The organism is Labrenzia sp. C1B70 (assembly GCF_000475395.1).
Lineage (GTDB): Bacteria > Pseudomonadota > Alphaproteobacteria > Rhizobiales > Stappiaceae > Roseibium > Roseibium algicola.
This window is the reverse complement of the sequence record NZ_AXCE01000024.1, coordinates 1-25,885: the sequence shown is the minus strand read 5'-3', so window position 1 is coordinate 25,885 and position 25,885 is coordinate 1. Positions and strand designations below refer to the sequence as shown.

General features: G+C 59.3%; 19 protein-coding genes. 11 read left to right on the top strand and 8 right to left on the bottom strand.

Translation table 11 applies throughout. The annotated features are described in order from the left end of the window. Positions 1–82: 82 nt before the first annotated feature. Complete coding sequence (locus Q666_RS53800) at positions 83–511, bottom strand: hypothetical protein (RefSeq protein ID WP_023000203.1); 429 nt, start codon at positions 509–511, stop codon at positions 83–85. 214 nt (positions 512–725) lie between these two features. Between Q666_RS53800 and Q666_RS53795 the strand changes: the two genes are divergently transcribed. Continuing rightward, a complete protein-coding gene (locus tag Q666_RS53795; RefSeq protein ID WP_031269023.1) occupies positions 726–3,425 on the top strand; it encodes an SH3 domain-containing protein in 2,700 nt (899 codons plus the stop codon). 6 nt (positions 3,426–3,431) lie between these two features. Here the strand turns inward: Q666_RS53795 and Q666_RS53790 are convergent, their stop codons facing one another. Continuing rightward, positions 3,432–3,893 (bottom strand): Lrp/AsnC family transcriptional regulator, encoded by a 462-nt coding sequence (locus Q666_RS53790; protein ID WP_023000201.1) that lies wholly within the window; start codon positions 3,891–3,893, stop codon positions 3,432–3,434. A gap of 104 nt (positions 3,894–3,997) precedes the next feature. Between Q666_RS53790 and Q666_RS53785 the strand changes: the two genes are divergently transcribed. Both Q666_RS53785 and Q666_RS53780 read left to right on the top strand, forming a co-directional pair. Beyond that, positions 3,998–5,464 (top strand): aminotransferase class V-fold PLP-dependent enzyme, encoded by a 1,467-nt coding sequence (locus Q666_RS53785; protein ID WP_023000200.1) that lies wholly within the window; start codon positions 3,998–4,000, stop codon positions 5,462–5,464. Between the two features lie 16 nt (positions 5,465–5,480). Next, on the top strand, positions 5,481–6,269 hold the full coding sequence (locus Q666_RS53780; RefSeq protein ID WP_023000199.1) for a class II glutamine amidotransferase: 789 nt from the start codon (positions 5,481–5,483) through the stop codon (positions 6,267–6,269). A gap of 98 nt (positions 6,270–6,367) precedes the next feature. Here Q666_RS53780 and Q666_RS53775 read toward each other — a convergent pair whose 3' ends face one another. The 4 genes from Q666_RS53775 to Q666_RS53760 all read right to left on the bottom strand — a co-directional run bounded on the left by Q666_RS53775 (position 6,368) and on the right by Q666_RS53760 (position 8,832). Beyond that, positions 6,368–6,739, bottom strand: a complete 372-nt coding sequence (locus Q666_RS53775) for an STAS/SEC14 domain-containing protein (protein ID WP_023000198.1) — start codon at positions 6,737–6,739, stop codon at positions 6,368–6,370. Positions 6,740–6,878: 139 nt separating this feature from the next. Further along, positions 6,879–7,499 (bottom strand): HD domain-containing protein, encoded by a 621-nt coding sequence (locus tag Q666_RS53770; protein WP_035909116.1) that lies wholly within the window; start codon positions 7,497–7,499, stop codon positions 6,879–6,881. Positions 7,500–7,548: 49 nt separating this feature from the next. Then, the gene (locus Q666_RS53765) at positions 7,549–8,118 is read right to left on the bottom strand and encodes a helix-turn-helix transcriptional regulator (RefSeq protein WP_023000196.1); all 570 of its coding nucleotides are present in this window, start codon (positions 8,116–8,118) and stop codon (positions 7,549–7,551) included. A gap of 87 nt (positions 8,119–8,205) precedes the next feature. After that, on the bottom strand, positions 8,206–8,832 hold the full coding sequence (locus Q666_RS53760; RefSeq protein ID WP_023000195.1) for a DapH/DapD/GlmU-related protein: 627 nt from the start codon (positions 8,830–8,832) through the stop codon (positions 8,206–8,208). 399 nt (positions 8,833–9,231) lie between these two features. Here Q666_RS53760 and phnC point away from each other — a divergent pair, with 399 nt between their 5' ends. The 5 genes from phnC (at position 9,232) to Q666_RS53735 (ending at position 14,759) form a co-directional block, all read left to right on the top strand. Continuing rightward, positions 9,232–10,065, top strand: a complete 834-nt coding sequence (phnC, locus tag Q666_RS53755; protein ID WP_031269021.1) for a phosphonate ABC transporter ATP-binding protein — start codon at positions 9,232–9,234, stop codon at positions 10,063–10,065. Between the two features lie 58 nt (positions 10,066–10,123). Next, positions 10,124–11,038, top strand: a complete 915-nt coding sequence (gene phnD / locus Q666_RS53750) for a phosphonate ABC transporter substrate-binding protein (RefSeq protein ID WP_023000193.1) — start codon at positions 10,124–10,126, stop codon at positions 11,036–11,038. 182 nt (positions 11,039–11,220) lie between these two features. Beyond that, positions 11,221–12,069, top strand: a complete 849-nt coding sequence (phnE, locus tag Q666_RS53745) for a phosphonate ABC transporter, permease protein PhnE (RefSeq protein WP_023000192.1) — start codon at positions 11,221–11,223, stop codon at positions 12,067–12,069. A gap of 11 nt (positions 12,070–12,080) precedes the next feature. Then, complete coding sequence (phnE, locus tag Q666_RS53740) at positions 12,081–13,415, top strand: phosphonate ABC transporter, permease protein PhnE (protein WP_023000191.1); 1,335 nt, start codon at positions 12,081–12,083, stop codon at positions 13,413–13,415. Between the two features lie 156 nt (positions 13,416–13,571). Next, complete coding sequence (locus Q666_RS53735) at positions 13,572–14,759, top strand: lytic murein transglycosylase (protein ID WP_023000190.1); 1,188 nt, start codon at positions 13,572–13,574, stop codon at positions 14,757–14,759. 49 nt (positions 14,760–14,808) lie between these two features. Here the strand turns inward: Q666_RS53735 and Q666_RS53730 are convergent, their stop codons facing one another. After that, positions 14,809–16,413: a tetratricopeptide repeat-containing diguanylate cyclase gene (locus Q666_RS53730; protein ID WP_152533399.1), complete on the bottom strand. Its 1,605-nt coding sequence runs from the start codon at positions 16,411–16,413 to the stop codon at positions 14,809–14,811. A gap of 186 nt (positions 16,414–16,599) precedes the next feature. Here Q666_RS53730 and parA point away from each other — a divergent pair, with 186 nt between their 5' ends. The 3 genes from parA to pbpC all read left to right on the top strand — a co-directional run bounded on the left by parA (position 16,600) and on the right by pbpC (position 25,064). After that, on the top strand, positions 16,600–17,241 hold the full coding sequence (parA, locus tag Q666_RS53725; protein ID WP_023000188.1) for a ParA family partition ATPase: 642 nt from the start codon (positions 16,600–16,602) through the stop codon (positions 17,239–17,241). Positions 17,242–17,378: 137 nt separating this feature from the next. Continuing rightward, the gene (locus tag Q666_RS53720) at positions 17,379–22,922 is read left to right on the top strand and encodes an alpha-2-macroglobulin family protein (RefSeq protein ID WP_023000187.1); all 5,544 of its coding nucleotides are present in this window, start codon (positions 17,379–17,381) and stop codon (positions 22,920–22,922) included. 42 nt (positions 22,923–22,964) lie between these two features. After that, positions 22,965–25,064 carry a penicillin-binding protein 1C gene (pbpC, locus tag Q666_RS53715; RefSeq protein ID WP_023000186.1) on the top strand — a complete coding sequence of 700 codons (2,100 nt, stop codon included), beginning with the start codon at positions 22,965–22,967 and terminating at the stop codon, positions 25,062–25,064. 433 nt (positions 25,065–25,497) lie between these two features. On the opposite strand, the gene Q666_RS66560 is transcribed toward pbpC, so the two are convergent. Then, the coding region (locus Q666_RS66560) for a hypothetical protein (protein WP_035909106.1) at positions 25,498–25,885 on the bottom strand (388 nt) is incomplete at its 5' end.

The window sequence follows — 25,885 nt, the reverse complement described above, 5'->3', positions numbered from 1 at the left end:
GGGGATTTTCCTCTGGAAACCTGGCCGGTACGACATTTGTCGTGCCGGCTTTTTTCTTGCCAGCCCGGCAGACGAGAAAGGGCTACCAGCGTTCCTTCGGCAACAGGGACTGCACGTTGTTGGAACTGAAGCCATCCCGTCCGCGCCGCAGGTTGATGGCGCGGATCGGTACCTGGTATTCTCGGCCCGTGTCCGACTTCTTGCACTGCTGTTTCCGGTAGGCGAAATTGTCCGGCACGTTCCTGTGGTTTTGCACCAGGACGCAGAAGACGTCGTAGCGGCCGTTCACGGCCACGTCCCGCCGCGCGCCCTGGGCGACGATTACCTGCATGTGGCGGGTGAAGGCCTTGTCGAAAAGCATAAAGTTGCAGTAGGGCTCGCTGCCGTTGGGTGTGCGCGTGCTCTGGCAATAAAATATCTCTGCCCAGGCTTTCTGCGGAGCAGCGAGCGGGAAAGAGCCGATCGAGACCAAGCCCGCCAATACGGCTGCCAGAGCGTAACGCTTCACCATTCCCTTAAACTCCTGGTCGAAATGCAGTTTTTTTCAACGTGATCTTGCGGATAGAATATCACTCCACGTAAGATTTACCCGTGACGCCCCTCACAGGGAATAGGCGTGACGACGAAATTTAGCTTGCCTCGGGAACGCACAGGTTCCCGTCACGTGCACAGACACATGCACCGACATCGACAGGGTTGGTTGAACCGGCCCCCGGGAGGTCCCAATGCGTAAGTCTCTTTCCGTTCTTTTGTCTTCCACTTTGATTTTGCAAACGGTTTTCGTAAACGGCGTGCTTGCCGCGCCGGCCCTGACGACCGCCAACGTGAATTTCCGACAAGGCCCGGGAACGAACTTCGGCTCACTGGGAACGGTGCCGTCCGGCACGCAGGTCGAAATGGAGAACTGCGATGACAGCGGGGCCTGGTGTTCAATCAGCTACAACGGCCAGAACGGGTTTGTCAGCGGACAGTATCTTCAGCTTAGCGAACCGGAACAGACGACCGGCTGGCCGCGGTCTTTCCAGACCGATGCCGGGGCGACGCTGGTGCTCTACCAGCCGCAATTCACCGAGTGGGACAACTTCAAGACCCTGAAGGCGATGGTGGCAGCGGAGTACATCAAGGACAAGGACGCCAAGCCTGTCTTTGGTGTGATCGGTGTCAGCGGCGCGACCGTGGCCGACACCGACAAGAGCGAAGTTGACATCAACCAGATCCAGGTAACGGAACTGAACTTTTCGGCCTTGGACCGGGAATCCCTCACTGACCTGTCGCTTCAGGTCGGCAAGATCATGCCGACCGGTACGATCACCGTGAAAGAGGATCGGATCACCGCAGGCCTTGCCGAATACCAGCGCATGGAGGATGTCCAGGGCCTGAGTTCGGAAGCACCACCTATCTATGTCTCGACCGAGCCGTCCATTCTCGTGCAGACCGAAGGCACGCCAATCTTTGCGCCAGTCAAGGGTGATCAGGGGCTCAGCTTCGTGGTCAACAGCAACTGGGACATTCTGAAAATCGACGAGAGCGGCGAACTCTATCTGCGCGATGAAAAATCCTGGATGAAAACCAAGGACGTCTCGGCAGGGTGGGAAGCGGTCGACAAGCTGCCGGATCTGATCGGGTCTCTTCCAGATGACGATAACTGGAAGGAAACCCGGGAAGCGATCCCGGGGGAACCGTTCGCGGACAATACTCCGCCGAAGGTGATCTATTCAGACACACCGGCCGAAATGATCGTCTTTGACGGCGAACCGGCTCTGGAACCGGTGGATGGCACCGATCTGGAATGGGCGTCCAACACCGAAAGCGACGTGTTCTACCTGAAATCCACGTCCACCTGGTACATTCTGGTATCCGGCCGCTGGTTCAAGTCCACCTCGCTCGACGGGCCGTGGACCTTCACCACTCCGGACATGCCCTCCGATTTTCAGAACCTGCCGGAAGACGCGCCGTACTATTCGGTCCGTTCGTCCATTCCAGGCACTTCTGAAGCGTCGCAGGCACGGCTGAAAGCCAGCATTCCGACAACGGCTCGCGTTGAGGTCGGTTCCGTCAGTGCGGATGTCTCCTATGCCGGCGATCCGGAATTCGAGAAGATCGACGGCACGTCGATGTCCTATGCGGTCAATACCAGCGACCAGGTGATCCAGGTCGGTGCGAAATACTACGTGCTGCAGGACGGTGTCTGGTTTGTCGGAGACAGCCCGGAAGGACCATTTACGGTTGCCACGGCGGTTCCTGACGAGATCTACACCATTCCGCCGTCTTCCCCGGTCTACAACACCACCTATGTGCGCATCTACGACAGCGAACCGGGAGCGGTCTGGTACGGCTACACGATGGGCTATCTGGCTGGGTTCCTGTCCTGGGGCGTCTTCGTTTACGGCACAGGCTATTATTATCGGCCCTGGTACCGTCCGGGGCTGCGCCCGATCTACTTCCCGCGTCCGGTGAGCTACGGGATCGGTGCCTTCTACAATCCGGTCCGTGGCACTTTCGGACGCTATGGCTATGCCTACGGTCCGCTGCGCGGCATCGCCGGCGGCGGCATCTATAATCCGCGTACGGGCGGCTACATTCGCGGTGCCGCCATCAGCGGCCCGCGCGGCAGTGCAGGCTTCATCAGCGCCTATAATCCGCGCACCGGCAATCGTGTCGTGGTTGGCGGAGCCCGGGGCATTTACGGCTCCTGGGGTGGCAAGGTCGTAAGCGGGCCGGAATGGTCACGCACGCGCGATATCCAGGCTGGCGCCGTGCAGCGCTGGAAGCAGGACGGCAATCTGGGCCGTGTAGCGAACCTTGATCGCCGTGGTGATGTCTTTGCCGGTCGGGATGGTAGCGTCTATCGCCGCGATGGTGAGAAATGGCAGAAATTCGAGGGTGGTCGTTGGGGCGAAGTCGCTGCGCCCTCCCACGAGGCAATCCAGGACCGCGTGGGTGACATTGGTGCCGGACTGGCCGGGGGAGCGATTGGCGCCGGAGCAGGCGCAGCCCTTGCCAACCGCCCCCTTGGCGACAAGATCCAGAACCGGCCGAACGTTCAACGCCCGACCAACCTGCCTGCAGGCCAGCGCCCGAATATCGAGCGTCCCAACGTCCAACGCCCGAATGTTCAAAAGCCGAATGTGGAGCGCCCAAACGTCCAACGCCCGGCGCAGAGGCCCAATGTTCAGCGCCCCAATGTGCAACGACCGAATATCCAAAAGCCGAATGTGCAGCGACCGGCGACCCGCCCTGCCACACGTCCGGCGGCACGACCCCAGGCGCCTGCACACCTGAGCAGGGACAACCGGGCGAGAACGGCAGGCAACCGTCAGGTCAATCGGCAGCGCAACGTTCAGCGCTCACGTCCGCAGGCACGCCCGCAACGTCATGGCGGCGGTGGCGGTGCGCGCAGGGGAGGTGGCGGACGCCGCCGCTGAGAATACCTAGATTGGAAGGTCGCGGGCATCCGCGATCGATTCCATGGTCATGTACGACGTGACCGTATCCAGATCGACTTTCTCGATCAGGCGCTGATAGACGCGGTCGAAGGCATTCATGTCTTCGGCCACCACTTTCAGCATGTAGTCGTAGTCTCCGGCAATCCGGTAGAAATCGATCACGTTCGGAATGGCCACCACTTCGCCCCTGAACCTTTCCAGCCACTCCTTGGAATGGTGCCGGGTCCGGATCATCACGAAGACCGTGAGATTCAACCCGAGCTGCGCCGGGTCCAGCCGGATCGTATGTCCTTCAATCAATCCACTGTCGTACAGCGTTTTCAACCGGCGCCAGCAGGCGTTCTGGGAAAGACCGACCTTGTCGGCAAGGTCTCTTTGCGAAAGACGAGCGTCGCGTTGCAGGGCGCGCAGCAGCGCGCGATCAATATGATCGAATTTTTTCTCCATGTTCGATCAATTGACACGATCCGGAGCGAAAAACAATCGAATGAGGTGAAGATATCCCAGTGAAAGGGGTCGTATGATCCGAAAAAGGCGTTTCGGAGCACAAAATGACCCAAAAAACAGGCACGGCACTCGATCATTTCATCGAGGAACTGAAATCACCGGACCTGGTTTCCCGCCTGCGCGCGGGATTGATCGGCGAGGGGGCAACCATCTCAGGCCCGTTTGGCGAACGCGAGCTTATTTACGCCGACTACGTCGCCTCCGGGCGGGCTCTGCGTCAGGTCGAGGATTTCGTTCTGGAAGAAATCCTGCCGGTCTACGCGAACAGCCACACCGAGGCTTCCTACTGCGGCAGCGCAATGACACGAATGCGCGAGGCCGCGCGATCTGAAATCGCCCGCATTTGCGGGGCTGACCAGGGCTACGCGACGGTCTTTTGCGGCTCGGGGGCAACCGCAGGCCTTAACCGGCTTGTACATCTTCTTGGTGTTTCAGCCGCCGCAGAGCGAGGCGAACAGCCACTTGTTGTGATCGGTCCCTATGAACATCACTCAGACATTCTGCCCTGGCGCGAAAGCGGAGCGGAGGTGATCGAGATAGACGAAGCGGAAACTGGTGGACCTGATCTTGCAGAGCTCGAGGTTGTCTTGCGCAAGGCGGGGGGCGGCCGGCTGATTGTTGGAGCATTCTCGCTGATGTCCAACGTAACCGGCATCGTTACCGACGACGTGGCGGTCACACGCATTCTGAAGCGTTACGGCGCGCTCAGCGTTTGGGATTGCGCGGGTTCCGGCCCTTACCTCCCGGTAGATATGAAAGCCGGCACTGATGCCCAGAAAGATGCGGTTGTTGTCTCGCCGCACAAGTTCATCGGTGGGCCAGCCGCGTCAGGCGTCATGATCGTGCGTAAGGAAGCTGTCAGCAAGGCGACACCGGTCTTTCCGGGCGGAGGGACGGTACGCTTCGTCTCGCCCTGGGCTCACGATTATTCAGACAATCTTTCAGCCCGCGAGGAAGCCGGTACACCGAACGTGATTGGCGATATCCGGGCGGCGCTCGCCTTTCTGGTCAAGGAAGCCATTGGGCAGCGGCTCATGGACGAGCGGAACGCCGCCTGGCGTGCCAAGGCGCTGGCGGTCTGGCGTGACAATCCGGCGATCGAGATCCTCGGAAACGACAAGGCCCGTCACGTGCTACCCGTGTTCTCGTTCCGTGTGAAGGATCTGGAACGCGGAGGCTATGTGCACCAGCAGCTCGTCACCCGCATGCTATCGGACATCTATGGCATCCAGGCCCGTGGTGGCTGCGCCTGTGCCGGGCCCTATGCCCATCGGTTGCTGGATATCGGTCCGGAACAGTCCGAAGCGTTGAGGGCGGGTATTCTTTCCGGTGAAGAACTGAAGAAACCCGGCTGGACACGGCTCAATTTTTCAGTGCTCATGACAGTAGACAAGGCGGACAAGATCATTGCCGCCGTCGAAGATCTGGCGCTGCATCCTTATCCGGCCGCGGATTACTACGCGTGCGATGAAACCACGGCCCGTTTCAAGGCCATGCAAGACGCTGCTTGAAGGACACCAAGTCGACATGTGCCGCTGGGCTGCCTGGAGCGGAGCTCCCAAATACCTGGAAGAAGTCATTTGCGATCCGGCGCATTCGCTGATCGACCAGAGCCGCAACGCGCTGTCCTGCAAGACATCGGTCAATGCCGACGGGTTCGGCGTTGCCTGGTACGGCGACCGGGACACCCCTTGTGTCTACAAGGACGTCCGGCCCGCCTGGTCGGATCCAAACCTGTTGCAGATCTCCAAGCACATCCGGTCTCGCCACTTCCTGGCACATGTGCGCGCCTCAACCGGAACGGCGACCACGCGGGACAACTGCCATCCTTTCACGTTCCAGCGCTGGACCTTCATGCATAACGGTCAGGTCGGCGGCTACGACAAGGTGAAGCGTCGCCTCGACAACATGATCCCGGACGACCTTTACCGCGACCGCATCGGCGGCACCGACAGCGAAAGCCTGTTTCTGGTCGCGCTCGCCTATGGACTCAATCTGCACCCGCGCGCGGCGATGGCGAGAGCTGTGTTCGAAGCAGAAGCCCTGTCCAAATACGCCGGAACGACGCCGCACATGCGTTTTGCTGCCGGCTGGTCGGATGGTGAAACGCTCTATGCCGCCCGCTATGCTTCGGACAACCTGGCGCCGACGCTCTATTACCGGGTGTATGACGACGGTGTGATGGTGGTGTCCGAACCGCTGGATGAAGCCCGCGGATGCTGGATGGAAGTGCCTCAGGGCCAGATGATCGAGGTCAGGGACGGGAAAGTGAACCAGGTTGCCTTCCTGAGTGATGAACAGCTCGCCGACGCCTGAGTTTCCGCACTGACCTGCCCGGACTGACCTGCCAGAACTGAATTGTCAGATGAGGCTGGACGGCAGCCTCAGCGGCAGAAATCGCCAACGGCTTGACCTCAGACTGGCGTTTCGATCCAGTGCCAGGCGATATCGATTTCATCCCGGTCGAAGTGCTTTTCCTGAATGCCGACCATCCGTGCAAACGTGGCGTCGATCGCAACGAGGGCGGCAAGCAACTTGCTGTCCGTCACGATGGCGATCTTGTTGAGATGCTGCATGTTGGCAAGCACCCACCGGATGTCCGCCTTGGCGGCCTCGAAGGAAACGCCGACATGATCGCCAAGAACGACCAGAACGCTGATCTTGCCCTGGTCTTCAATCATCTCCTCGGCCTTGGCGATCAGGTTCTTTTCCTGATCAATATCGATTTTTCCGGAAATCTCGACACCGAGAACGGCACCCTGGCTGCGGGGCAGAATGGTGTACATGCTGGTTCCTCCGGCAGTGACTGGACGGCACAACCAGAAGGGTAAACCCAAACACGAAAAATAAGAACCTGCCTGACCTTTTTTGCTGACCGCCCGGCAAGGCGCCAGGCACCCTTGAGCGGCAAAGTCTCTGGTGCAATCAGGCGATTTCCCGTCCGGCGCCCGTCATCATGGTGCGGGTCAGCTCGTCGACTTCGTCCCGCAACTGGCGCGTGAGAGCACTGCAATCGGTGCGATCACGGCCGTAACCCAGGTTGAACTCATAAAATGAAGGCGCTTGCCTTGGCATCAGAACGTGCTGAAGCATGGTCTCCAGCTTGTCGAACGCCTTGGCAAGTCGGGCTTCGACGGTTCGTGCCGCTGCATACTCATCCCAGAGGGAGGTTAGCTCCCCAGCCACGTCACCCGGCAGCGGTTCACACAAGGTCAGGAAGTCCCGCCTCTCGCGTTCCTGCCGGTCGTCACCCGGCGTCTGGAGTGGAGCGGGGACATCTCCGGAGATGGCTTCGCCCAGGTCATGCACAAGCGTCAGCTTCAGGAGCTTGAGCAAGTCGATTTCTTTCAGCTCTGGTTCGAACAACAGAACCATCAAGGCCAGTCGCCAGCTATGTTCGGCAGTGCTCTCCGGCCTGCCGCCGGTTGTCGTTCCCGAGCGAAGCGTGTCTTTCAGCTGCTCTGCAGCCTGAAGGAAGTCCAGCAGGCCTCTCAGTCTGGTGTGGGAAATTTCAGGAAGATCGAGGGAAGGGAGCGTCTTTGTCATGGTGGCCAGATTATTGCGGGCCACCGCGCCAGACGAGTTACCGCATAATTTATGCGGCATCCTGTTCTTCACGGACCAGCCGCGCAAACCGTCCGTCTGACAGCGGCAGGCGCGAAATCCGGATGGTGCTCTCCGGGATGGTCATTTCCGGAAAATCAACGTGTTCCGTTCGGTAGACAATGTCCGGAGCATCCGGCTCGAACCAGCCATAGTCGGTCAGTCTGTGCTCCGTTGCCCGGATGCCTTCGGACGCAAAACGCCATAGGGGCCGGTTCAGAAACTCGCTCACCGGTGCGCGCCATTCGCAGGCACGCGGTACGGATATGGCCAGCAGCCTGTGTGTGAGGTCGCAGACCAGATGCACGGGAACTGCGGACCGGGAGACAAGATCAAGCAGGGCCTTGTCGGCGGCGCTCTCCGGACGTGCCCTCAGCAGACGGGTGATCTTCGCCCTGTTGCTGTCGTCCGGCTGCAACTTGCCACTCTCCCAGCGCGATATCCTCGTCTGCGAGACGCCGAGTTCATACGCCAGAGCTTCCTGCTTGACCCGGTTCAGTACGCGCCAGCGCCGCAGCGACGGTCCAAGACTGCTTTCAAGAACGGCGGTTTCTGTTTGCATGGTGCAAGTGTAACGCGTCCCGGGAATTTTGTGCAGCGGGAAAAGAAGCACGGTTCACCTGAGCAGGTGTCCGCGCCATCTGCGGGATCAGCGATACTTCTCGATGAACGCGTCGATCGACAACTTGCGAAAATCGGGCAGCCGTTGCTTCAGTTCTTCATGGGACCAGTCCCACCAGGAGATATCGATCAGCGCCTGTTCCTGATGTTCGGTGAAACGCCGTTTGATTTCCCTGGCGGCCACACCGCCAACAACGGTGTAAGGGGCGACATCCTTGGAGACGACTGCCCCGGCTGCAACAATAGCTCCGGTGCCGATCGAGACGCCGGCAAGCACGGTGACGTTGTGGCCGATCCACACATCATGGCCAATGGTGACCCAGTCGTCCTTGCGCCACTGGAAGAAATCCGCGTCGTCTTCGCCAAGGTCATAGGCAGCAGCACGGTAGGTGAAGTGGTGCTGGGAGGCGCGCCAGGTTGCGTGGTTTCCCGGATTGATGCGGACGCGACGGGCGATTGAACAGAACTTGCCGATGGTCGACCAGACGACATCGCCTTCCTGCACGATATAGGAATAGTCCCCCATGCTGCTTTCGCGCATTTCCGTGCGTGCGCCAACCTCGGTCCAGATGCCGAGATCACAATTCAGCACCCTGGCCTCCGGATGAATGTTCGGGGCTTCGGTGAGGGAAGGCTTCTGGGTCGGGGCGGACATGGATGCTCCATATAGCGTTGGAAGGAGTGCGGAAACGGTTTGTAGCCGTGTTGCTGGCACCGGTCGTGACGCTTTGATGACACTGGCGTGACTTCCGTTACTTTTTTTGCATGCATCCACAGCGGTGAAAACGGCATTTGGCGGGTAGAAGCCTTGTATTTGAGCACTGATTTCCGAGTGAATTTCAGCCAGGCATGTGTGACGCCGAGGGGGCCCGGAAAGCGCTGAGAGCGCAGCGGAATTCCCGCCGGCGATGGTTGTTCTGCCGATGCTTCAGGCAGGGATGTCATTGATTTGTCATAAAATTTTGGGCTCCCCGACAAAGGAATGTCATTTTTCTGTAATGGTCCGGTGGCTCTTGTCGCGCAGCACGACGAACACAACGGACAGGGCTGGCGCGTGATTCAATTTCAGGAAGTCACCAAGACCTTCGGGTCTCGGACCGCGGTCAACAAAGTAAGTTTTAATATCGAAAAACCGCAGATGGTCGGGATCATCGGTCGCTCCGGTGCCGGCAAGTCAACCTTGCTGCGCATGATCAACCGGCTGACCCCCGCCAGCGCCGGACAGATCCTGTTCGATGGCCGGGACATTCTCAGCCTGAAAGGCGGCATGATGCGCCGCTGGCAGCGCGACTGCGCCATGGTGTTCCAGCAGTTCAACCTGGTGCCGCGCCTGGATGTTGTCACCAACGTCATGTTGGGGCGCCTCAACGGTCACGGCACCTTGAAGAGCCTCTTCAACATCTTCAGCCAGGAAGACGTCAATTCCGCGCTTGGTGCGCTCGACAGACTGGGCATTGCCCAGGAAGCCACCAAGCGGGCCGAGGAGCTGTCCGGTGGTCAGCAGCAGCGTGTTGCGATTGCCCGCGCTCTTATGCAGGACCCGCACATGATCCTGGCGGACGAGCCGATTGCCTCGCTCGATCCGATGAATGCCAAGATCGTCATGGATGCGCTGCGTGAGATTCACGAGCGCGACAACAAAATCGTCATCTGCAACCTGCACACGCTCGACACTGCCCGGACCTATTGCGACCGGGTGATTGGCATGCGCGACGGTTTCCTCGTGTTCGACGGGGCGCCGGAAGCGCTGACCACAGCCGTCGCACGCGAAATCTACGGTGCCGATGAGAGCTTTAACGAGGCGGCGACATCCACCGCCATCGATGCCGGCCAGCCCGGTTCCAGAGAATCCGCCGGTGCGATGACCCCGGCGGCAGCAGCGGTCTGATCCGGCTGCGCACCCGCTTAACGTCATCAAAATTGAGAACTCTCGGGGAGTGTCCCAAATGAAACTCGTTGCTAAAGTTGCTGCGCTTGCTGCCGTCAGCATGATCGCTCTGAACGCTTCTGTTGCCGGTGCAGCGGAAATCACGGAATTCCGTATCGGCCTGCTCGGCGGTGAAAATGCTTCCGACCGTCTGCGTGCCAACGAATGCCTGCGCGAAAAGACCGAGGAACTGCTCGGCGTTCCGACAAAGCTGTTTGCTCCGGCAGACTACAACGGCGTTATCGAAGGCCTGCTCGGCGGTAACCTCGACATGGCCTGGCTCGGTGCTTCCGGCTACGCAAAAGTCTTCCTGACCGACCCGGAAGCCGTTGAGCCGGTTCTGGTCAAGGTCAACAACGACGGCAGCTACGGCTACTACTCCATCGGTTTTGCCCGCGTCGACAGCGAGATCAACTCCCTGGAAGACATGAAGGGCAAGACCTTCGGCTTTGGTGACCCGAACTCCACGTCCGGTTACCTGATCCCGTCCATCGAAATCCCGAAACTCGGCTACTCCATGAAGCCGGGTGAGTATTTCTCCGACGTCGTCTTCACCGGTGGTCACGAGCAGACCATCGTTGCCGTATTCAACGGCGACATTGCCGGCGGCGTGACCTGGGCTGACGGTCTTGGCGAATGGGAAGACGGCTACAATTCCGGCGCTCTGCGCAAGGCAACCGATGCGGGTCTGGTCGACATGACCGAGATCAAGGAAATCTGGCGTTCGCCGGTGATCCCGGAAGGCCCGGTTGTCCTGTCCAAGAAGCTGCCGGACGACATCAAGGCAAAGATGACCGAGCTGATGGCCAACCTCGTCAAGGAAGACAAGGAATGTGGTTACGGCGTGATGGCCGGTGAAGCACGCGGCTTCGAACCGATCACCCATGCGGCTTACGAATCCATCGTCGCTGCCCGCAAGGCAAAGAGCGAGTAATCGGAATTTCCGATCTCCGCGCGGGCCGGTCTCCGGCCCGCGTTTTCTCAAGTATCGGCCAGCGGAATCGACTTTCCGCCAGAAGTGGCTCCACAGGGCCAGGATCGCCAGGTTTCGAAGGGTTGATCCAGCTAAGCCACCCCGCTTCGGATGAAGTGAGCATCAAGTAAAGGTCCCAAACAATGGCTGTTGCCGCACTCGAGCAGGAAATCCTGTCCATGCGCAAACGCCGCCAGCTCTATTCGTTGATAGGGTTGCTGCTGGTCGTAGCGGTTCTGGTCTCCGGTTATTCGAAATCCAATTCGATGAATTCCGGCGGATTTATTCAGGGTCTTTCCAAGTTCTTCGACTATCCGGGCGAGATCGTCGTTGAAGCCTTTGAAGCCGGCCCGGCCTTTTTCTCGCTGATGCTGCAGTTCGTTCCGGCCATGCTGGAAACCTTGAACATTGCCGCGGTTGCGACCCTTCTGGGCGGCGCGATGGCGGTGGTGCTGGCGATGGCCTCCACACGCAATGTCGACAGCTGGGGACCGTTGATCCCGGTAGTCCGCCGCATCATGGACATCACACGTGCCTTTCCCGAACTGATCATTGCGCTGTTCCTGATCTTCGTACTCGGCTCCAGCCCTGTACCAGCCATGATCGCTGTTGCGTTTCATACCGCAGGTGCGCTCGGCAAACTCTTTTCCGAAGTGAACGAGAACATCGACCGCAAGCCCATCGAGGGCCTGTCGGCCTGTGGGGCCAGCTGGCTGCAACGCATCCGGTTTGCGGTGCTGCCCCAGGTGGCGCCAAACTATCTCAGTTATTTCCTGCTGCGCCTTGAAATCAATGTGCGTGCTTCTGCCATTCTCGGCTTCGTTGGCGCTGGCGGCATCGGCCAGGAACTTCGCCGCACGATCGGCTGGGGCAAGGGTGCAGGCGATGAAACCGCCGCTATCTTCGTCCTTCTGTTCATAACCATCATGGCCATCGACCAACTGTCGTCCTATCTGCGCGGCAAGCTGGTCGGGTCCGGCCGGGCGCATTGAGGGGAAATCTCATGACCGTCGATACGCTCGAAACACCCGTCACCCAGGCTCTCGTCTGGAATCAGGTCCGCCGGCGCGCATGGCTCACTGTCGTCGTACCGCTCGCGATCTTCACCTACCTCGTTTACACGTGGTTCGCCTTCGGGGTGCCGGAACTGCTCTCTCGTGCCCAGCCGGAACGGGCGGTGATCCTGGCAACGGATAGCGTCGCCTACAAAGTTCACGTCACAAAGAGCTTCCGGGACAACGAGTTCGAAGTTGCGATCGAAGGCGAGCGCACCGCTACCTACGACAACGCCAAGGTGCCCGACTGGGTGCAGCTCAGCGGCGAAAATGGTGTGGTTGACCTCGGCGATGGCTACAAGGTCGAGATCGATGGCAGGACAGCCCTGTTCACCATACCGGGCTATGGCGTGGTGGAGGGCACCGCGACTGCCGATGGTGTCGAAACGGCTCTGCCGGCAGGGCCGGCACCGGACTGGATCAAGATCGACCCGCGCAAGCTCGATGTGCGCCCGACCCTTGATCGGCGCCTTCAGGTCACCAAGACGAAGATCGAGGTTCACAACTATTTCGGCGGTTGGGAGAACTTCTGGTTTCCGTTCCGCTCACCACTTTATGGCATGTCTTTCAGCCAGCTTTATGCGTTGGCTTTGAGCTCAGACCGAATGGATCCGGAAACGTCGAACATCTGGTTCATCGTGAACGAGTTTCTGGAAAACCCTGACTGGCAGCACGGCAAGGTTCTTACCGCCTTGTTCGAAACCATCATGATGGCCGTTCTCGGCACTCTCACGGCCGCGTTCTTCGGATTGCCGCTGGCATTTCTTGCAGCTCGCAACTTCACGCCGTCGAAGCTGCTTCGGTTCGGAACACGCCGCCTCTTCGATTTCCTGCGCGGCATCGACATGCTGATCTGGTCGCTGATCTTCATTCGCGCCTTCGGTCTCGGGCCGCTGACAGGAGCTCTGGCAATTGCATTCACCGATACCGGTTCGCTCGGCAAACTGTTTTCCGAAGCGCTGGAGAACATCGACAACAAGCAGGTCGAGGGTGTGAGGGCGACCGGCGCCAATCAGATCCAGCGGTATCGCTACGGTGTGATCCCGCAGATCCTGCCGGTCTTCGTGTCCCAGGTCCTCTACTACCTGGAATCGAACACCCGGTCAGCCACGGTCATCGGTGCTCTCGGGGCAGGGGGGATCGGTCTCTTGCTGGTCGAAACCATGAAGACCTCGCGCGATTGGGAAAACACCAGCTACATCATCATCCTGACAATCATTGTCGTGATCCTGATGGATCAGACCTCAGGTTGGCTGCGCCGGAAGCTGATTGAAGGCAAATAGGTCCGTCTGACCTGAAAGTGATAAACCCGGCGCCGTAATGGCACCGGGTTTATCTTGATAACTGCAGGTACCCCCTTTTTGCCGCATTTATGTCGCGCTAGCGTGTCAGCGTTCGGAAATTGCTTCGAAGCTGCGGAGGGGGCTGTGCGCCAGGGCATGCGAAATCATCTTGTGAATGTTGCGTTCGGAACCGGTCTGTCCATGATGGCCATGGCAGGATCGGCCTTTGCGATCGAAAGCTGTGTTGCATCCCTGAAGAAACAGGCTGTTGCCGCAGGCGTCCGGCCGGACATCGCCGAGCGCATGCTGTCAGGTGCAACGTTTGACGAGAAGGTCATCCGGTTCTCGACGTCACAGCCCGAGCACAAGACCGAAATCTGGGATTACATGGCCTTTCTGGTCGACGCGCAGCGGATCCAGGACGGCAAGGCAAACCTGAAAAAACACAACAGCACACTCACCTCCATCGAAAAGCGGTACGGTGTCGATCGGCACGTGGTTCTGGCGGTCTGGGGCATCGAGAGTGACTACGGCAACTTCCGCGGCGATTTCTACACCCCACATGCTTTGGCCAATCTGGTTTGCGCCGGCAAACGGCGCCAGAAATACTTCCAGGGCGAACTGATCAAGACCATGCAGATTGCTTCACGAGGGGATGTACCGGCCAAAGACTTCGTCGGCTCCTGGGCAGGGGCTTTCGGGCAAACCCAGTTCATGCCAAGCACCTACAACAGTCTTGCGGTCGACTTTGACGGCGACGGCCGCAAGGATCTGGTGAATTCCGTCCCCGATGCCCTGGCTTCAACGGCAAACTTTCTGAAAAATGCCGGATGGAGCAACAGCCGGCCCTGGGGATACGAGGTCAAGGCACCGAAGAGTTACAGTGGGCCGTCGGGTCTGAAGAACTATTCCTCCCTGTCGACCTGGGCCAAAAGAGGCTTCACCAAAATCGACGGCGGCGCTCTTTCCGGCAGTCTGGATGCAGCGCTGATCCAGCCGGCAGGAGCGGGTGGCCCGTCCTTCCTGGTGACCCGCAACTTCCGGGCTCTGCGTTCCTACAACGCATCAACCTCCTACGGTCTGGCGATCGCCCTTTTGTCGGAACTCGTATCAGGCGGCGATCCGTTCAAGACACCCTGGCCGACGGACAACCCCGGTCTTTCCCGTGCTCAGCGTGTGGAGCTGCAGAAGCTTCTCAACCGCAACGGCTTCAACGTCGGTGAACCGGACGGGAAGGTCGGCCCGGCCACACGTGAAGGCATCCGCAAGGCCGAGGCACGCCACGGCCTCCCGGTAACAGGACGTCCGTCCTGGAATGTGTACTCGGTGCTGGGGGGGAAATAGCCCACGGGCAATCGGCTGAAATAGGGTGAACCTGCTTGACAGGTGCCGCTCAGGAAGCGTTCTGGGGAATGGAAAGCGGCACACTGCAATGGAGGCAGCTTCTGTTCCGGCCCGTTTTCTTGGCCTGGTACATGGCCTCGTCCGCGGTCCTGAGAAGCTCATATTCGAGGTCCGGGCCGTTCGCCTGAACCGAGACCCCGACACTTGCGCCGACTGTCCTGTCCACCGCCCCTTTGATCGGGATCGGCAGGTTGATGTCGTAAACGATCCTGTCTGCCAGGGCGGATAGACTGTCCGCGTCAGTGCGCCGTGTCGACAGGATCAGGAATTCGTCGCCGCCCATCCGGATGATCGTCTCATCTTGTTGCAGCAAATCCGACAACCGTTCCGCCACTGCCTTGATGACCTGATCACCGACCGAATGGCCATGGTGATCGTTGACGGTCTTGAACCGGTCCAGATCGATCAGAATGGCGGCAACCTTGACGCCGGGGCCCACGCTGAGCCGGGTCGTTTCGAAGAATTTCGACATCATGCGCCGATTGCCGACACCTGTCAGCGCGTCGTGCAGTGCGTTGAATTCGATCTGGGCGTTGAGTTCAAGAAGGCTCGTGTTCGCCTCCTGCAATTCCGTGTTCAAGGTTTCGGTTCTGGTGCGCAATTCCCTCTCGTAATCGGCCTTGCTGTGTGCAAGCCGGAATTCCAGACGGTTCCGGAAATCGTTGCTCTGGCGTTCCGTTTCCTCGGTGAACATCTTCTTTTGAAGTTTCACATAGGCCTTCAGATAGTCGAGTGCACTGCGGTGCTCTTCCAGGGCTTCGTGGGTCTGGGAGAGCTTGAGGTAGAAGTTTCGCGTCCAGTGGTGATAGTCGGCACCGGCAGCGTTCAGCAGACCGTTTTCCAGTTCGGCACGCGCTTCGTCATAGCGTTTCTCTTCGAAAAGGCTCAATCCGAGCACGTAGTAAAGGTGGCAGGCGACCCGGTGATCCTGGCTGAACTGTGCCGCTGCCAGGCCCTTGGCGGCGCAGGCGCGCGCCTCCTTCAATGCGCCGGTTTCCACCAGCGCCGCTCCCAGCACTTCATAGGCGTAAGGCAGGTTCACGGCGTTGCGATGCTCCAGGGCATCTTCCAGGCACGCCTTTGCCGCTTCGACGGCTGCGTCGGGGCTACCGCATCGCAATTCGGTGCGCGATAGGGTTTGCAGGATGTGCGAACGCTCGTAAACAAGGCCCAGCCGATCGGCGATGTCCATGGCTTCCTGAAGCTTGGACTGAGCCTTTTCGTAGTCATGATAATAGGCGCACATGTTGGCGAGTACGGTCAGCGGCTCGATACCGGCGCGTCCGTGAGTTGCCGCCCCGAGGATCTCCAGGCTTTCTCCCAGAATGGCATCGGCCTGGCTGAGTTCACCGAGGCTGTAGACGCAAACCGACTTGATGACCAGAAGCTCGGACCAGCCTTCCGGATCCTGCCTGGGATCCATCATCGAGAAGGCTTTGTCTGCAAGCTTTGCCGCCGCATCGAAATGACCGGACCAACGCTCCAGCCATGCAAGATTGAACTGAAGGGGACGGTTGCCGGGATCCGGTTCCGGCTGCCGTTTCAGCGCGTCATACAAAAGGCGTTTGCAGAACGCCGGATTGCGCCATCGCAAGGCCCAGCTTCGCTCTTGCAGTTCCTTCAGGTGCGCCTCCCTTGACGGCAGTTATTAAAAAATACCACTGGTGATCATAGCCATAATTCCGGAAACGCAACGTAAATTCATTTGGATAAGACATAGATTTGTTGCGTTGCGAAAAACATCAGCGCAATATATTGGCGAAATTCTGGAGGTTTAGGCATGTCCGGGCGGATTCTGACGGTTGCACAGCAAAAAGGCGGGTCGGGGAAGACAACCCTTGCGGCCCATCTTGCCGTTGCGCTTGCCAAAAAGTCCGGCGAACCGGTGGCAATCCTCGACGTGGATCCGCAAGGCTCTTTGGGGACCTGGTTCGAGGCACGCGAAGACAACTTTGGCGAAGACAATACCGGTCTTGAATTCCGCACCGCGTCAGGCTGGGGCGCAAGGCGTGAGGCGCGTTCGCTCGCAAAGTCCCATGGTTACGTTGTCATCGATACACCGCCCAAGACCGACAGTGATGCCAAGCCGGCAATCGACGCCGCTGACTTCGTGATCGTTCCGATCCAGCCGACGCCGGTCGATCTCTGGGCAACCTCGCAGACGATCGAGATGGCTGCGCGTGAAGATACTCCCGCACTTCTGGTACTCAACCGCGTACCGCCCCGCGCGTCCTTGACAGGCGAGATGGCGGACGCCATTGCCGCTTCGGGATATGACGCGCTCAATGCCCGCCTGGGCAACCGGACCGTCTTTGCCTCTGCAATGGGCAGAGGCCGCGCCGTGACCGAGGACGCACCATCCAGCAAGGCGGCCCAGGAAGTTGCGCTGCTGATCGAGGAACTGGTCAGCAGGATTGGCTGAACTCTCAGACCATCTCGTCTGCATTTGCGCGACCACGCCCTTATGTCAGGAGAGTTCACTCTAAAAACTATTTTGCCTTGTCCTTGTCACGATCCAGTGACTTGATAGGGGAAATTATAGGCCCCGGAGGATTGGCCATGTTCGTTTTTTCGTTTGTTTCCCAAAAGCTTTCCCTCAATTTCAAGCATCGTTTCAAGAAGGTTGCCAAAAGCGCGCTGCTTCTTGTAGCGAGCGCCGGTTTCGCCGGTGTCTTGGCCACCGCAGCAGGCGCGCAGGACAGGCGTATTGTCACCATCGATGATGCGGATTTCTTCGGTGGTGACTATCGCACCGTGAAAGACGTGGATCTGGACGGGTGCAAATCCGTCTGCCTCAGCGACAATCAATGCCGCGCCTTCACCTTTAACACCTCTGCGGGCTGGTGTTTTCTGAAGACCGACTATGGGGAACTGCAGAGTTTTGCCGGTGCGATCGCCGGACGGGTCGTTGAAGTCAAGGCGCCACGCGCCGACCAGAGCGCAGACCGAAAGGCAGAGCTGGTTTTTATTCCCAAATCCCAGCTGGAAAGCGCACAGACCTATTCCCTCAGCATTGCAAATTCGGTGCGCCCGAACGGGCAGACTGCGGATCAGCTGCGCCGGAACGGTCAGGACGCACTCGGCGAGCGTAACGGCGCACTGGCAGAAGCCGACTTCCTGCAGCTGATCAAGCTGGAACCGGGTGAATTTGATGCCTGGACCCAGCTCACCACCGCCCTGCTGCTGCAGGATCCAGACAACTGGCAGGACAGGGAAACCAAGCGCAAGAACGCGATATCAGCCTCGATCAATGCCTATCTGCGGTCCGTCAGCGCACCTGAGCGCGCCTTGGCGCTTGAACTTGTGGGCCGTGCGATGATCCGCAGCAGCGAATACAAGACCGCGATCAAGGCCTTGCGGGCATCGTTGGCGGTCGAGGAAAATTCCAGCGTCCGTCGGCAATACGCGGACCTGGTTGCCGAGCACGGCTTCCGGATCGTTGATCACGAAGTCGATTCCGACAGCGCGTCGCCACGGATCTGTCTGGTCTTCTCGCAAAAACTGCCGCTTGGCGAAGACATGAGCCCTTATGTCAGCGTAAGCGGCGAGGGTACTTTCGCGATCGAGGCGGAAGGCAGCCAAATCTGTGCGGATGGTCTCAAGCATGGCGGCCGTTATCAGATCACCGCACGCAGCGGCTTGCCGGCAGCCGATGGCGAGAAGCTGGAAAAGACCGCGGATCTGACTGTCTATGTGAAGGACCGGTCTCCCTCCGTCAGCTTTTTGAGCCGTTCCTACGTTCTTCCTGCTGGTGGCGACCCCACCATTCCGATCGTTTCCGTGAACACCTCTGAAGTCGAGACCTCGATCTACCGCATCGGCAACCGCTCCATCGCCGATATTCTGCGTGACAACCGCTTCCTGCGGCAACTCGACAGCTGGCGGGCAGACCAGATCGAGGACGAACTGGGTCAGAAGGTCTGGTCCGGAATTGTCGAGACCGGCAACGACCTGAACCAGGACATCACGACCGCCATACCGATTTCGGAAACCGGCATCGAGCTGAAACCGGGCGTCTATGCCATGACTGCGCGGTCCAAGCTCGATCAGAAGAACCGCTGGGGCACGCTGGCAACGCAATGGTTCCTGGTGTCCGATCTGGGCCTGACGGCCCTTTCAGGCGATAACGGCATTGCCGCCAATATCCGGTCTCTCACAAGCGCTGAGGCACTGGAGGGCGTGACCGTACGCCTGTTGGCCGTCAACAACGACATTCTCGGTGAAGCTGTCAGCAACGCGGAAGGCTTTGCGGAATTTGCCGTCGGCCTTACCCGCGGCAGAGGCGGTCAGGCCCCCGGTATCCTCGTGGCTGAAACGTCCGAGGGCGACTATTCCTTCCTCGACCTGCGCAAACCGGCGTTCGATCTGTCCGACCGGGGTGTCGAAGGACGTGCAGCACCGGGACCGCTAGACGTTTTTGCCTGGACGGATCGCGGTATCTACAAGGCCGGCGAAACCGTTCACGCGCAGGCTCTGCTGCGCAATGCAAGCGCAACCGCACAGGAAGACTTCCCGCTCACCTTCATCTTCAATCGGCCTGACGGTGTGGAGCACGCCCGCTTTACAGTGAACGACGGCGGGCTCGGTGGCCACCTTCAGGATGTGACGCTGGCAGCGTCGGCTCAGCAGGGTATCTGGTCCTGGCAGGTTTTTGCCGATCCGAAGGGCAGGGCTCTCACCGAGCAGACCTTCCTGGTGGAAGATTATCAGCCCGAGCGAGTCGATTTCGAACTTGAAACAGATGCAAAGGCCTTCAACCGTACCGGACCGACAGCGGTATCGCTGGACGCCAAGTATCTCTATGGCTCGCCGGCCAGCGGCCAGACCCTGGAAGGTGATGTCATCGTGCGGCCCATCCGCACGCTTGAAGCCCACCCGGGCTATCAGTTCGGCATTGCCGATGCGGATGCCTATACACAGCGTGGCTCCCTGTCGTCGGGCCTGAAGACCGATGAAGATGGCAAGCTTACCTTCGACGTCTTCATGCCCGAACTTCCCGAGACCACCATGCTTTATACTGGCGAGCTGATCGCACGCCTGGTGGAAGCGGGTGGCCGCTACGTTGAACGGGACATGGACCTGCCTGTTGCCATCGACGGACCACGCATTGGCGTGAAACCCGCCTTCGACGGCGGTGTCGATGAAGGCGGTCCGGCCGATTTCTCCGTAATCGTCATCGATGAAGACGGCAAGGAAGTCGACGGAGCGGACATCGGCTGGACCCTGTCCAAGGTCGATCGTCGGTATCAATGGTACCGCTATGACGGCAACTGGTCCTATGAGCCGATCACCACCACCCGCCGTGTTGCCACCGGCACCGTGCAGGTGACTGCTGGACAGCCGGCACAGCTGTCCCTTCCGGTCGAATGGGGTGAGTACCGTCTCGACGTTGAAGGCAGCGGAACGCTGCAGACCTCGACGCGCGTCACCTTCAATGCCGGCTGGTATTCTGCCGATGCCTTCTCCGATACGCCTGATTATCTGGACGTTGGCCTCGACAAGACCAGCTACCGACCCGGCGACACCGCCAAGCTGCGCCTCAAGCCACAAATGGCCGGTATTGCCGTGGTCAATGTTGTTTCCGGCGGATTGCTGGCCAGCAAGACCGTTGAAGTGACTGCCGAGGAAACCGAGGTCGAGATCCCTGTCAGCGACGATTGGGGGGCAGGGGCCTATGTCACGGCCAGCCTCTACCGACCGATGGACCTGGACCAGAAGCGAATGCCGTCACGGGCAGTCGGTCTGTCCTGGCTGCAGGTTGACCCGGGTGACCGGGCGCTTGACGTGCAGTTGTCTGCGCCTGACCGGATCCTGCCCGAGACGACACTGGACGTTCCGGTGAAACTCGCGAACCTGAAAGCAGGAGACCAGGCGTATCTGACGATTGCCGCGGTTGACGTCGGCATTTTGAACCTGACCGGTTTCAAGACACCGGATCCGGAGAAATGGTACTTCGGCCAGCGGCGTCTCGGCACCGATTTCCGTGATCTTTACGGCCAGTTGATCGACCGGATGGCTGGAACCCGCGGGCGCGTCCGTTCCGGAGGAGATGCCGCAGGCATGCGGCTCGATGCACCTCCGCCGGATGAAGAACCGCTTGCCCTGTTCTCGGGACTTGTAACCGTGGGCGATACTGGCGAAGCAACCGTCTCCTTCGATATCCCGGCCTTCAACGGCGCCGTCAAACTGATGGCGGTTGCCTGGACAAAGGATGGCGTCGGTCATGCCGACCAGGAAGTGGAAGTGCGTTCACCAGTCGTGATGACGGCAAGCGCACCCGCCTTCCTTGCACCGGGAGACCAGTCGCGAATTTCCCTGGAAATCGACAACGTCGATGGCCCTTCCGGCTCTTATGCGCTCGAAGTCTCGGTCGCTGACGGCCTTCGGCTGGAAGGTGGCAGCACGGATCAGTCGCGTACGCTGGATCTGGAAAACGGCAAGAAAGCCCTGGTGCTGCTTTCGGTTTCGGCAGAAGACATGCTGACGAAGTCGGAAGTCGTGGCGTCGCTGACCGGGCCGCAGGGCGAAGTTTTCGTCAAGCGTTTCAGCCTCGAGGTTGAAGATACCCAGCCTGAAGTTGTCCGTCAGTCCAGCTTCTCGCTGGCATCCGGAGACAGCCTCTCGCTGGATGCGGACACCTTCGACGGCCTGCGGGCGGATACGGTTGACATCACCTTGTCTGCCGGTGGTGCTGCAAGCATCGATGTCGCCGGCCTGCTGGCGGCACTTGACCGCTATCCTTATGGCTGCACCGAGCAGACGACCAGTCGTGCCTTGCCGCTGCTTTACCTCAGTGAAGTTGCCGAGGCTGCGGGGCTTGGCGGCGATAGTGCCATTCGGGAACGGGTGGTCAAGGCCATTGCCAAGATCCTGTCGAACCAGTCCTCTTCCGGCGATTTCGGTCTCTGGAACAGCTACGGCGGCGGTGATACCTGGTTGGACGCCTATGTCACCGACTTCCTGACCCGTGCACGCGAAAAGGGATATCTGGTGCCTGATCTTGCGTTCACTTCGGCACTGGACAATCTGGAAAACAGGTTGGCCTATTCCTCCGACTTCCAGGATGGCGGCGAAGACATCGCCTATGCGCTTTACGTGCTGGCCCGCAACGGCCGCGCCTCCATGGGCGATCTTCGCTACTACCTGGATGCCAAGCTGCAGAACTTCGCAACACCGCTTGCCAAGGCACAGGTTGCTGCCGGGCTTGCCCTTTATGGCGAGCGTGACCGGGCGGCCACCGGTTTCCGGGCGGCTCTTGCCGCTCTGCCGAAGGAGGCTCCGAAGTACTATCGCGACGACTACGGCTCCGTCCTGCGCGACAGCGCGGGCGTGACGGACTATGTCGTTTCGGCGTCCATGGAAGACAGTCTGAAGACGGAAGCCATCGACTTCCTGAAAACGGCCCAGGCCAACAAGCCATACCGGTCGACACAGGATATGGCCTGGATGCTCCTGGCAGCGAATGCGCTCAACGAATCCGCGCAAGACGCCCGGATCTCCGTTCGTGGTGAAGTAACGCCCGGACGGCTCGCCTGGTCGCTGGCTGGCCGCGAGGTTGCCGACTTCCCGGTCGAGGTGAAGAACAACGGTGACGCTGGAACGGAGCTTCTTGTCTCCGTGGCCGGCCAGCCGCTGGTGCCCGAGCCCGCAGGTGGCAAGGACTATGCGGTTGAACGCACGGTCTACGACCTTGACGGAAATCCGATCGATCCGGCCGCCGTTCCGGTCAACACCCGGCTTGCTGTGGTCGTCACAGTACGGGCCCTGACGGATCATCCAGGCCGGTTGATGGTCGTTGATCGCCTGCCTGCCGGCCTGGTGATCGACAATCCGCGGCTTGTGCGTTCCGGCGATATCGGTGGCCTGTCGTTCCTCGATACGGTTGATCAGCCGGAACATTCGGCGTTCTACAGGGACCGTTTCGAAGTGGCCGTGGACCAGACTCGTTGGAGCAGCAAGGAACTGACCTTTGCCTATCTTGCAAGGGCTGCAACCCCGGGCGACTATTCGCACCCGCCGGCGTCGGTAGAGGATATGTACCGTCCGGACCGTCGCGCCATTACGGCAACCGGCAGGTTGGTTGTTCTCGGCCCGACGCGGTAAGGCAGCCGTACGATGAAAACGTTGGCGCGGCGGAATTGGCTCATGATCCGGCGGTGGTTCGCTGCCGCCGGTCTTGGTGCCGCCGCGCTGTCTGTTTGCCTGATTACAAAGGTCGGGCACGACTATGCGTCGCTGTCCGCGCCGCCCCGTGTCGGCGACCTGCCTCTGTCGGTTGTCGTTCTGGACCGGAATGACCGCCTTCTACGGGCTTTCACCAGCCAGGACGACAAATGGCGCTTGCCGGTGGAACTACCAGAAATAGATCCGCTTTATTTCCGGATGTTGCTGGCGTTCGAAGACAAGCGGTTTTACGAACACGGCGGGTTTGACGCGCTGGCGCTTGCTCGCTCTGCCCTGCAAAGTCTCAGGAACGGCCGCATAGTTTCCGGCGGTTCGACGCTGACCATGCAGGTTGCGCGGTTGCTGGAAGAGCAGCCGACGAAGTCGCTTGAGCGTAAATACGAGCAGCTACTCAGGGCCGTTCAGCTGGAAGCGGAGTTTTCGAAAGAAGATATCTTGCGGCTTTATGCTCTCAGGGCGCCGTTTGGCGGCAACTTGGAGGGGGTTCGGGCGGCAAGCCTTACCTGGTTCGGCAAGGAACCTGGGCGTCTCACGCCTGCGGAAGCTGCGCTGCTGGTGGCATTGCCGCAAAGCCCGGAGGCGCGGCGGCCGGACCGATTTCCAGAGCAGGCGCGCAAGGCCCGCAACCGTGTCTTGCGCCGCGCAGCAGTGGCTGGTGTCCTCGGCAAAGAGGATGCGGCTTCGGCTGCGAATGAACCGGTCCGGACGATACGTTATGCAATGCCATTCCTGGCGCCGCACGAAAGCCGGCAGGCGCGTGCCGATGCGCCTCTTTTGCCTGTCCACCGGTTGACGATCGACCTTGAGCTTCAGCGTGCGATCGAATCCCTGGCGAGACGGAAGAGCGAGACGATGCCATCGCCAGTTTCCCTGGCCATTCTGGTCGCCGATCACAAGAGCGGAGAAATTCTGGCAAGCGTTGGCGCGCCGAACCTTCTGGACACGCTCCGCCAGGGGCATGTCGACATGACCCGCGCCACACGTTCGCCCGGATCAACGCTGAAGCCGTTCATCTATGGTCTTGCCTTTGAAGAAGGTGTCGGTCTGCCGGAAAGTTTCATTGAAGATCGGGCGACCAACATTGGTGGCTACCAGCCGACGAACTTCGACCAGTCCTACCAGGGCACGGTCACCCTGCGCGAAGCCCTTCAGTTGTCGCTCAATACACCGGCCGTGAAGTTGCTGGAAGCGGTCGGGCCAGCTCGGCTGATCGCCCGGCTGAAACGTGCCGGTGCCAATCCCGTCATGGAGAAAGGCATCGCACCGGGGCTTGCCATCAGCCTTGGCGGTCTCGGCATGACCTTGCGGGACCTGACCCAGGCCTACGCCGCAATGGCTCGAGGTGGCGAGCCAGTAGCCCTGTCCGTGTGTCGCAAAGACTGCCAAGAGGGTACGACGCCGGTGTCTTCAGCCCGCGTCCTTTCGGAAAAGGCCTCCTGGATGGTGGGCGATATTCTTTCCGGATTGCCGCAGCCGCAAAGTGCAGAAACACACCACGTCGCCTACAAGACGGGCACAGCCTACGGCTATCGTGACGCTTGGGCTGTCGGTTATGACGGTCGTCATGTGGTGGCGATCTGGTCGGGGCGCCCGGATGGCACGCCAGTGCCCGGGGCGACGGGAGCTTCGGTCGCCGTACCTATTCTCTTCGAGGCGTTTCAGATCCTGGGACCCGACAGGGTTCCGCTTCCGGACGGTCCGGCGGAAGCCATGAGTATCGCCGGGCAACAGGTTCCCGAACCGCTTCGCTTTGCCCGCTTGCCACAAAACCGCGGCACGGTTCGCACGGGTGACACCTTGCAGATATCCTATCCGCCGGACGGAGCCGAGCTGGATCTTGGGTTCGCACGGGACAGTTCGTTGGAACAGTCTGCGCAGCCGCTGGTCGTCAAGTTCAAGGGCGGTGCAGGGCCGTTCTCCTTCCTTGTCAACGGACGCCCCCTCCATACAGGGCAGCGGGAAAGGCAACTTGTCTGGCAGCCGGACACGCCTGGTTTTGCGGATGTGACGGTGCTCGATGCCAACGGCAACAGTGCAGGAATAACGGTTCTCTTGCGCTAATCGAACAACAGCGCGCCAAATCGAACCCTTTCATTGTCGGCATCACATAAAGGCCTGCCGACCGGTCTGCATCAAAGATGCGGATCGACAAACCCCGCCTGCGCATCCGCTTGTTTTGCGAGAGTTCGCATGGAATGAGCGAATCTTCCGAAAAACATGCGGTTTTCATCGCCGTGGGGCGAATCTTTCAGCATCGAATCCCGCGGCAAAGTATGTGGAAGACAAGAAACACCTACCTTGGCGAGGTTTTAGCGGATTTTCTCCACTCGTCTGAGTGGTGTCGTATTTTCCTTAAGGGAAGGGTGTTGAAATTCTCCATTGAACTTGTTTTCAGGTGTTAATAAAGTATAAATTAAGAAAATATCTTAAATAAGAAAGACATGTATATTCTATTTTAGAAGTATGATCTATTTTTTGATTGAGTATTATCTTTTTAGATAGAAGTTCTTTGTTTTTCTGTGTTGTGTTTCGGAGGGGTGGGGTTGGGGTGTCTCATCGCGAAATAGTGATTTTCCCGGGATTTTCCGCGAATTTTTGTTTGATGGTTCCCTTGGGTAATGGAAAACTGGTTGCAAAACAGCATGTTGCAGAAAAAACACACAGCTGCCTGACAGTGCTGCCAGTCAGCAGTTTGGACTTGCTGTGCCAACTCGAGTTTGGTTCTTAAGCCCTGCGACGGCGAGTAATCGCCAGAAAAAATAGTTCGGACTTTTTCGACTGAATTGTTTTTGTACGAAATCGCGGGGATGGAGCCCGCCAGGTCCTTGAGGGTCAGGTTCGGTTCCAATGAAAATTGACTTTTGGAGGTCAGATATGAAACT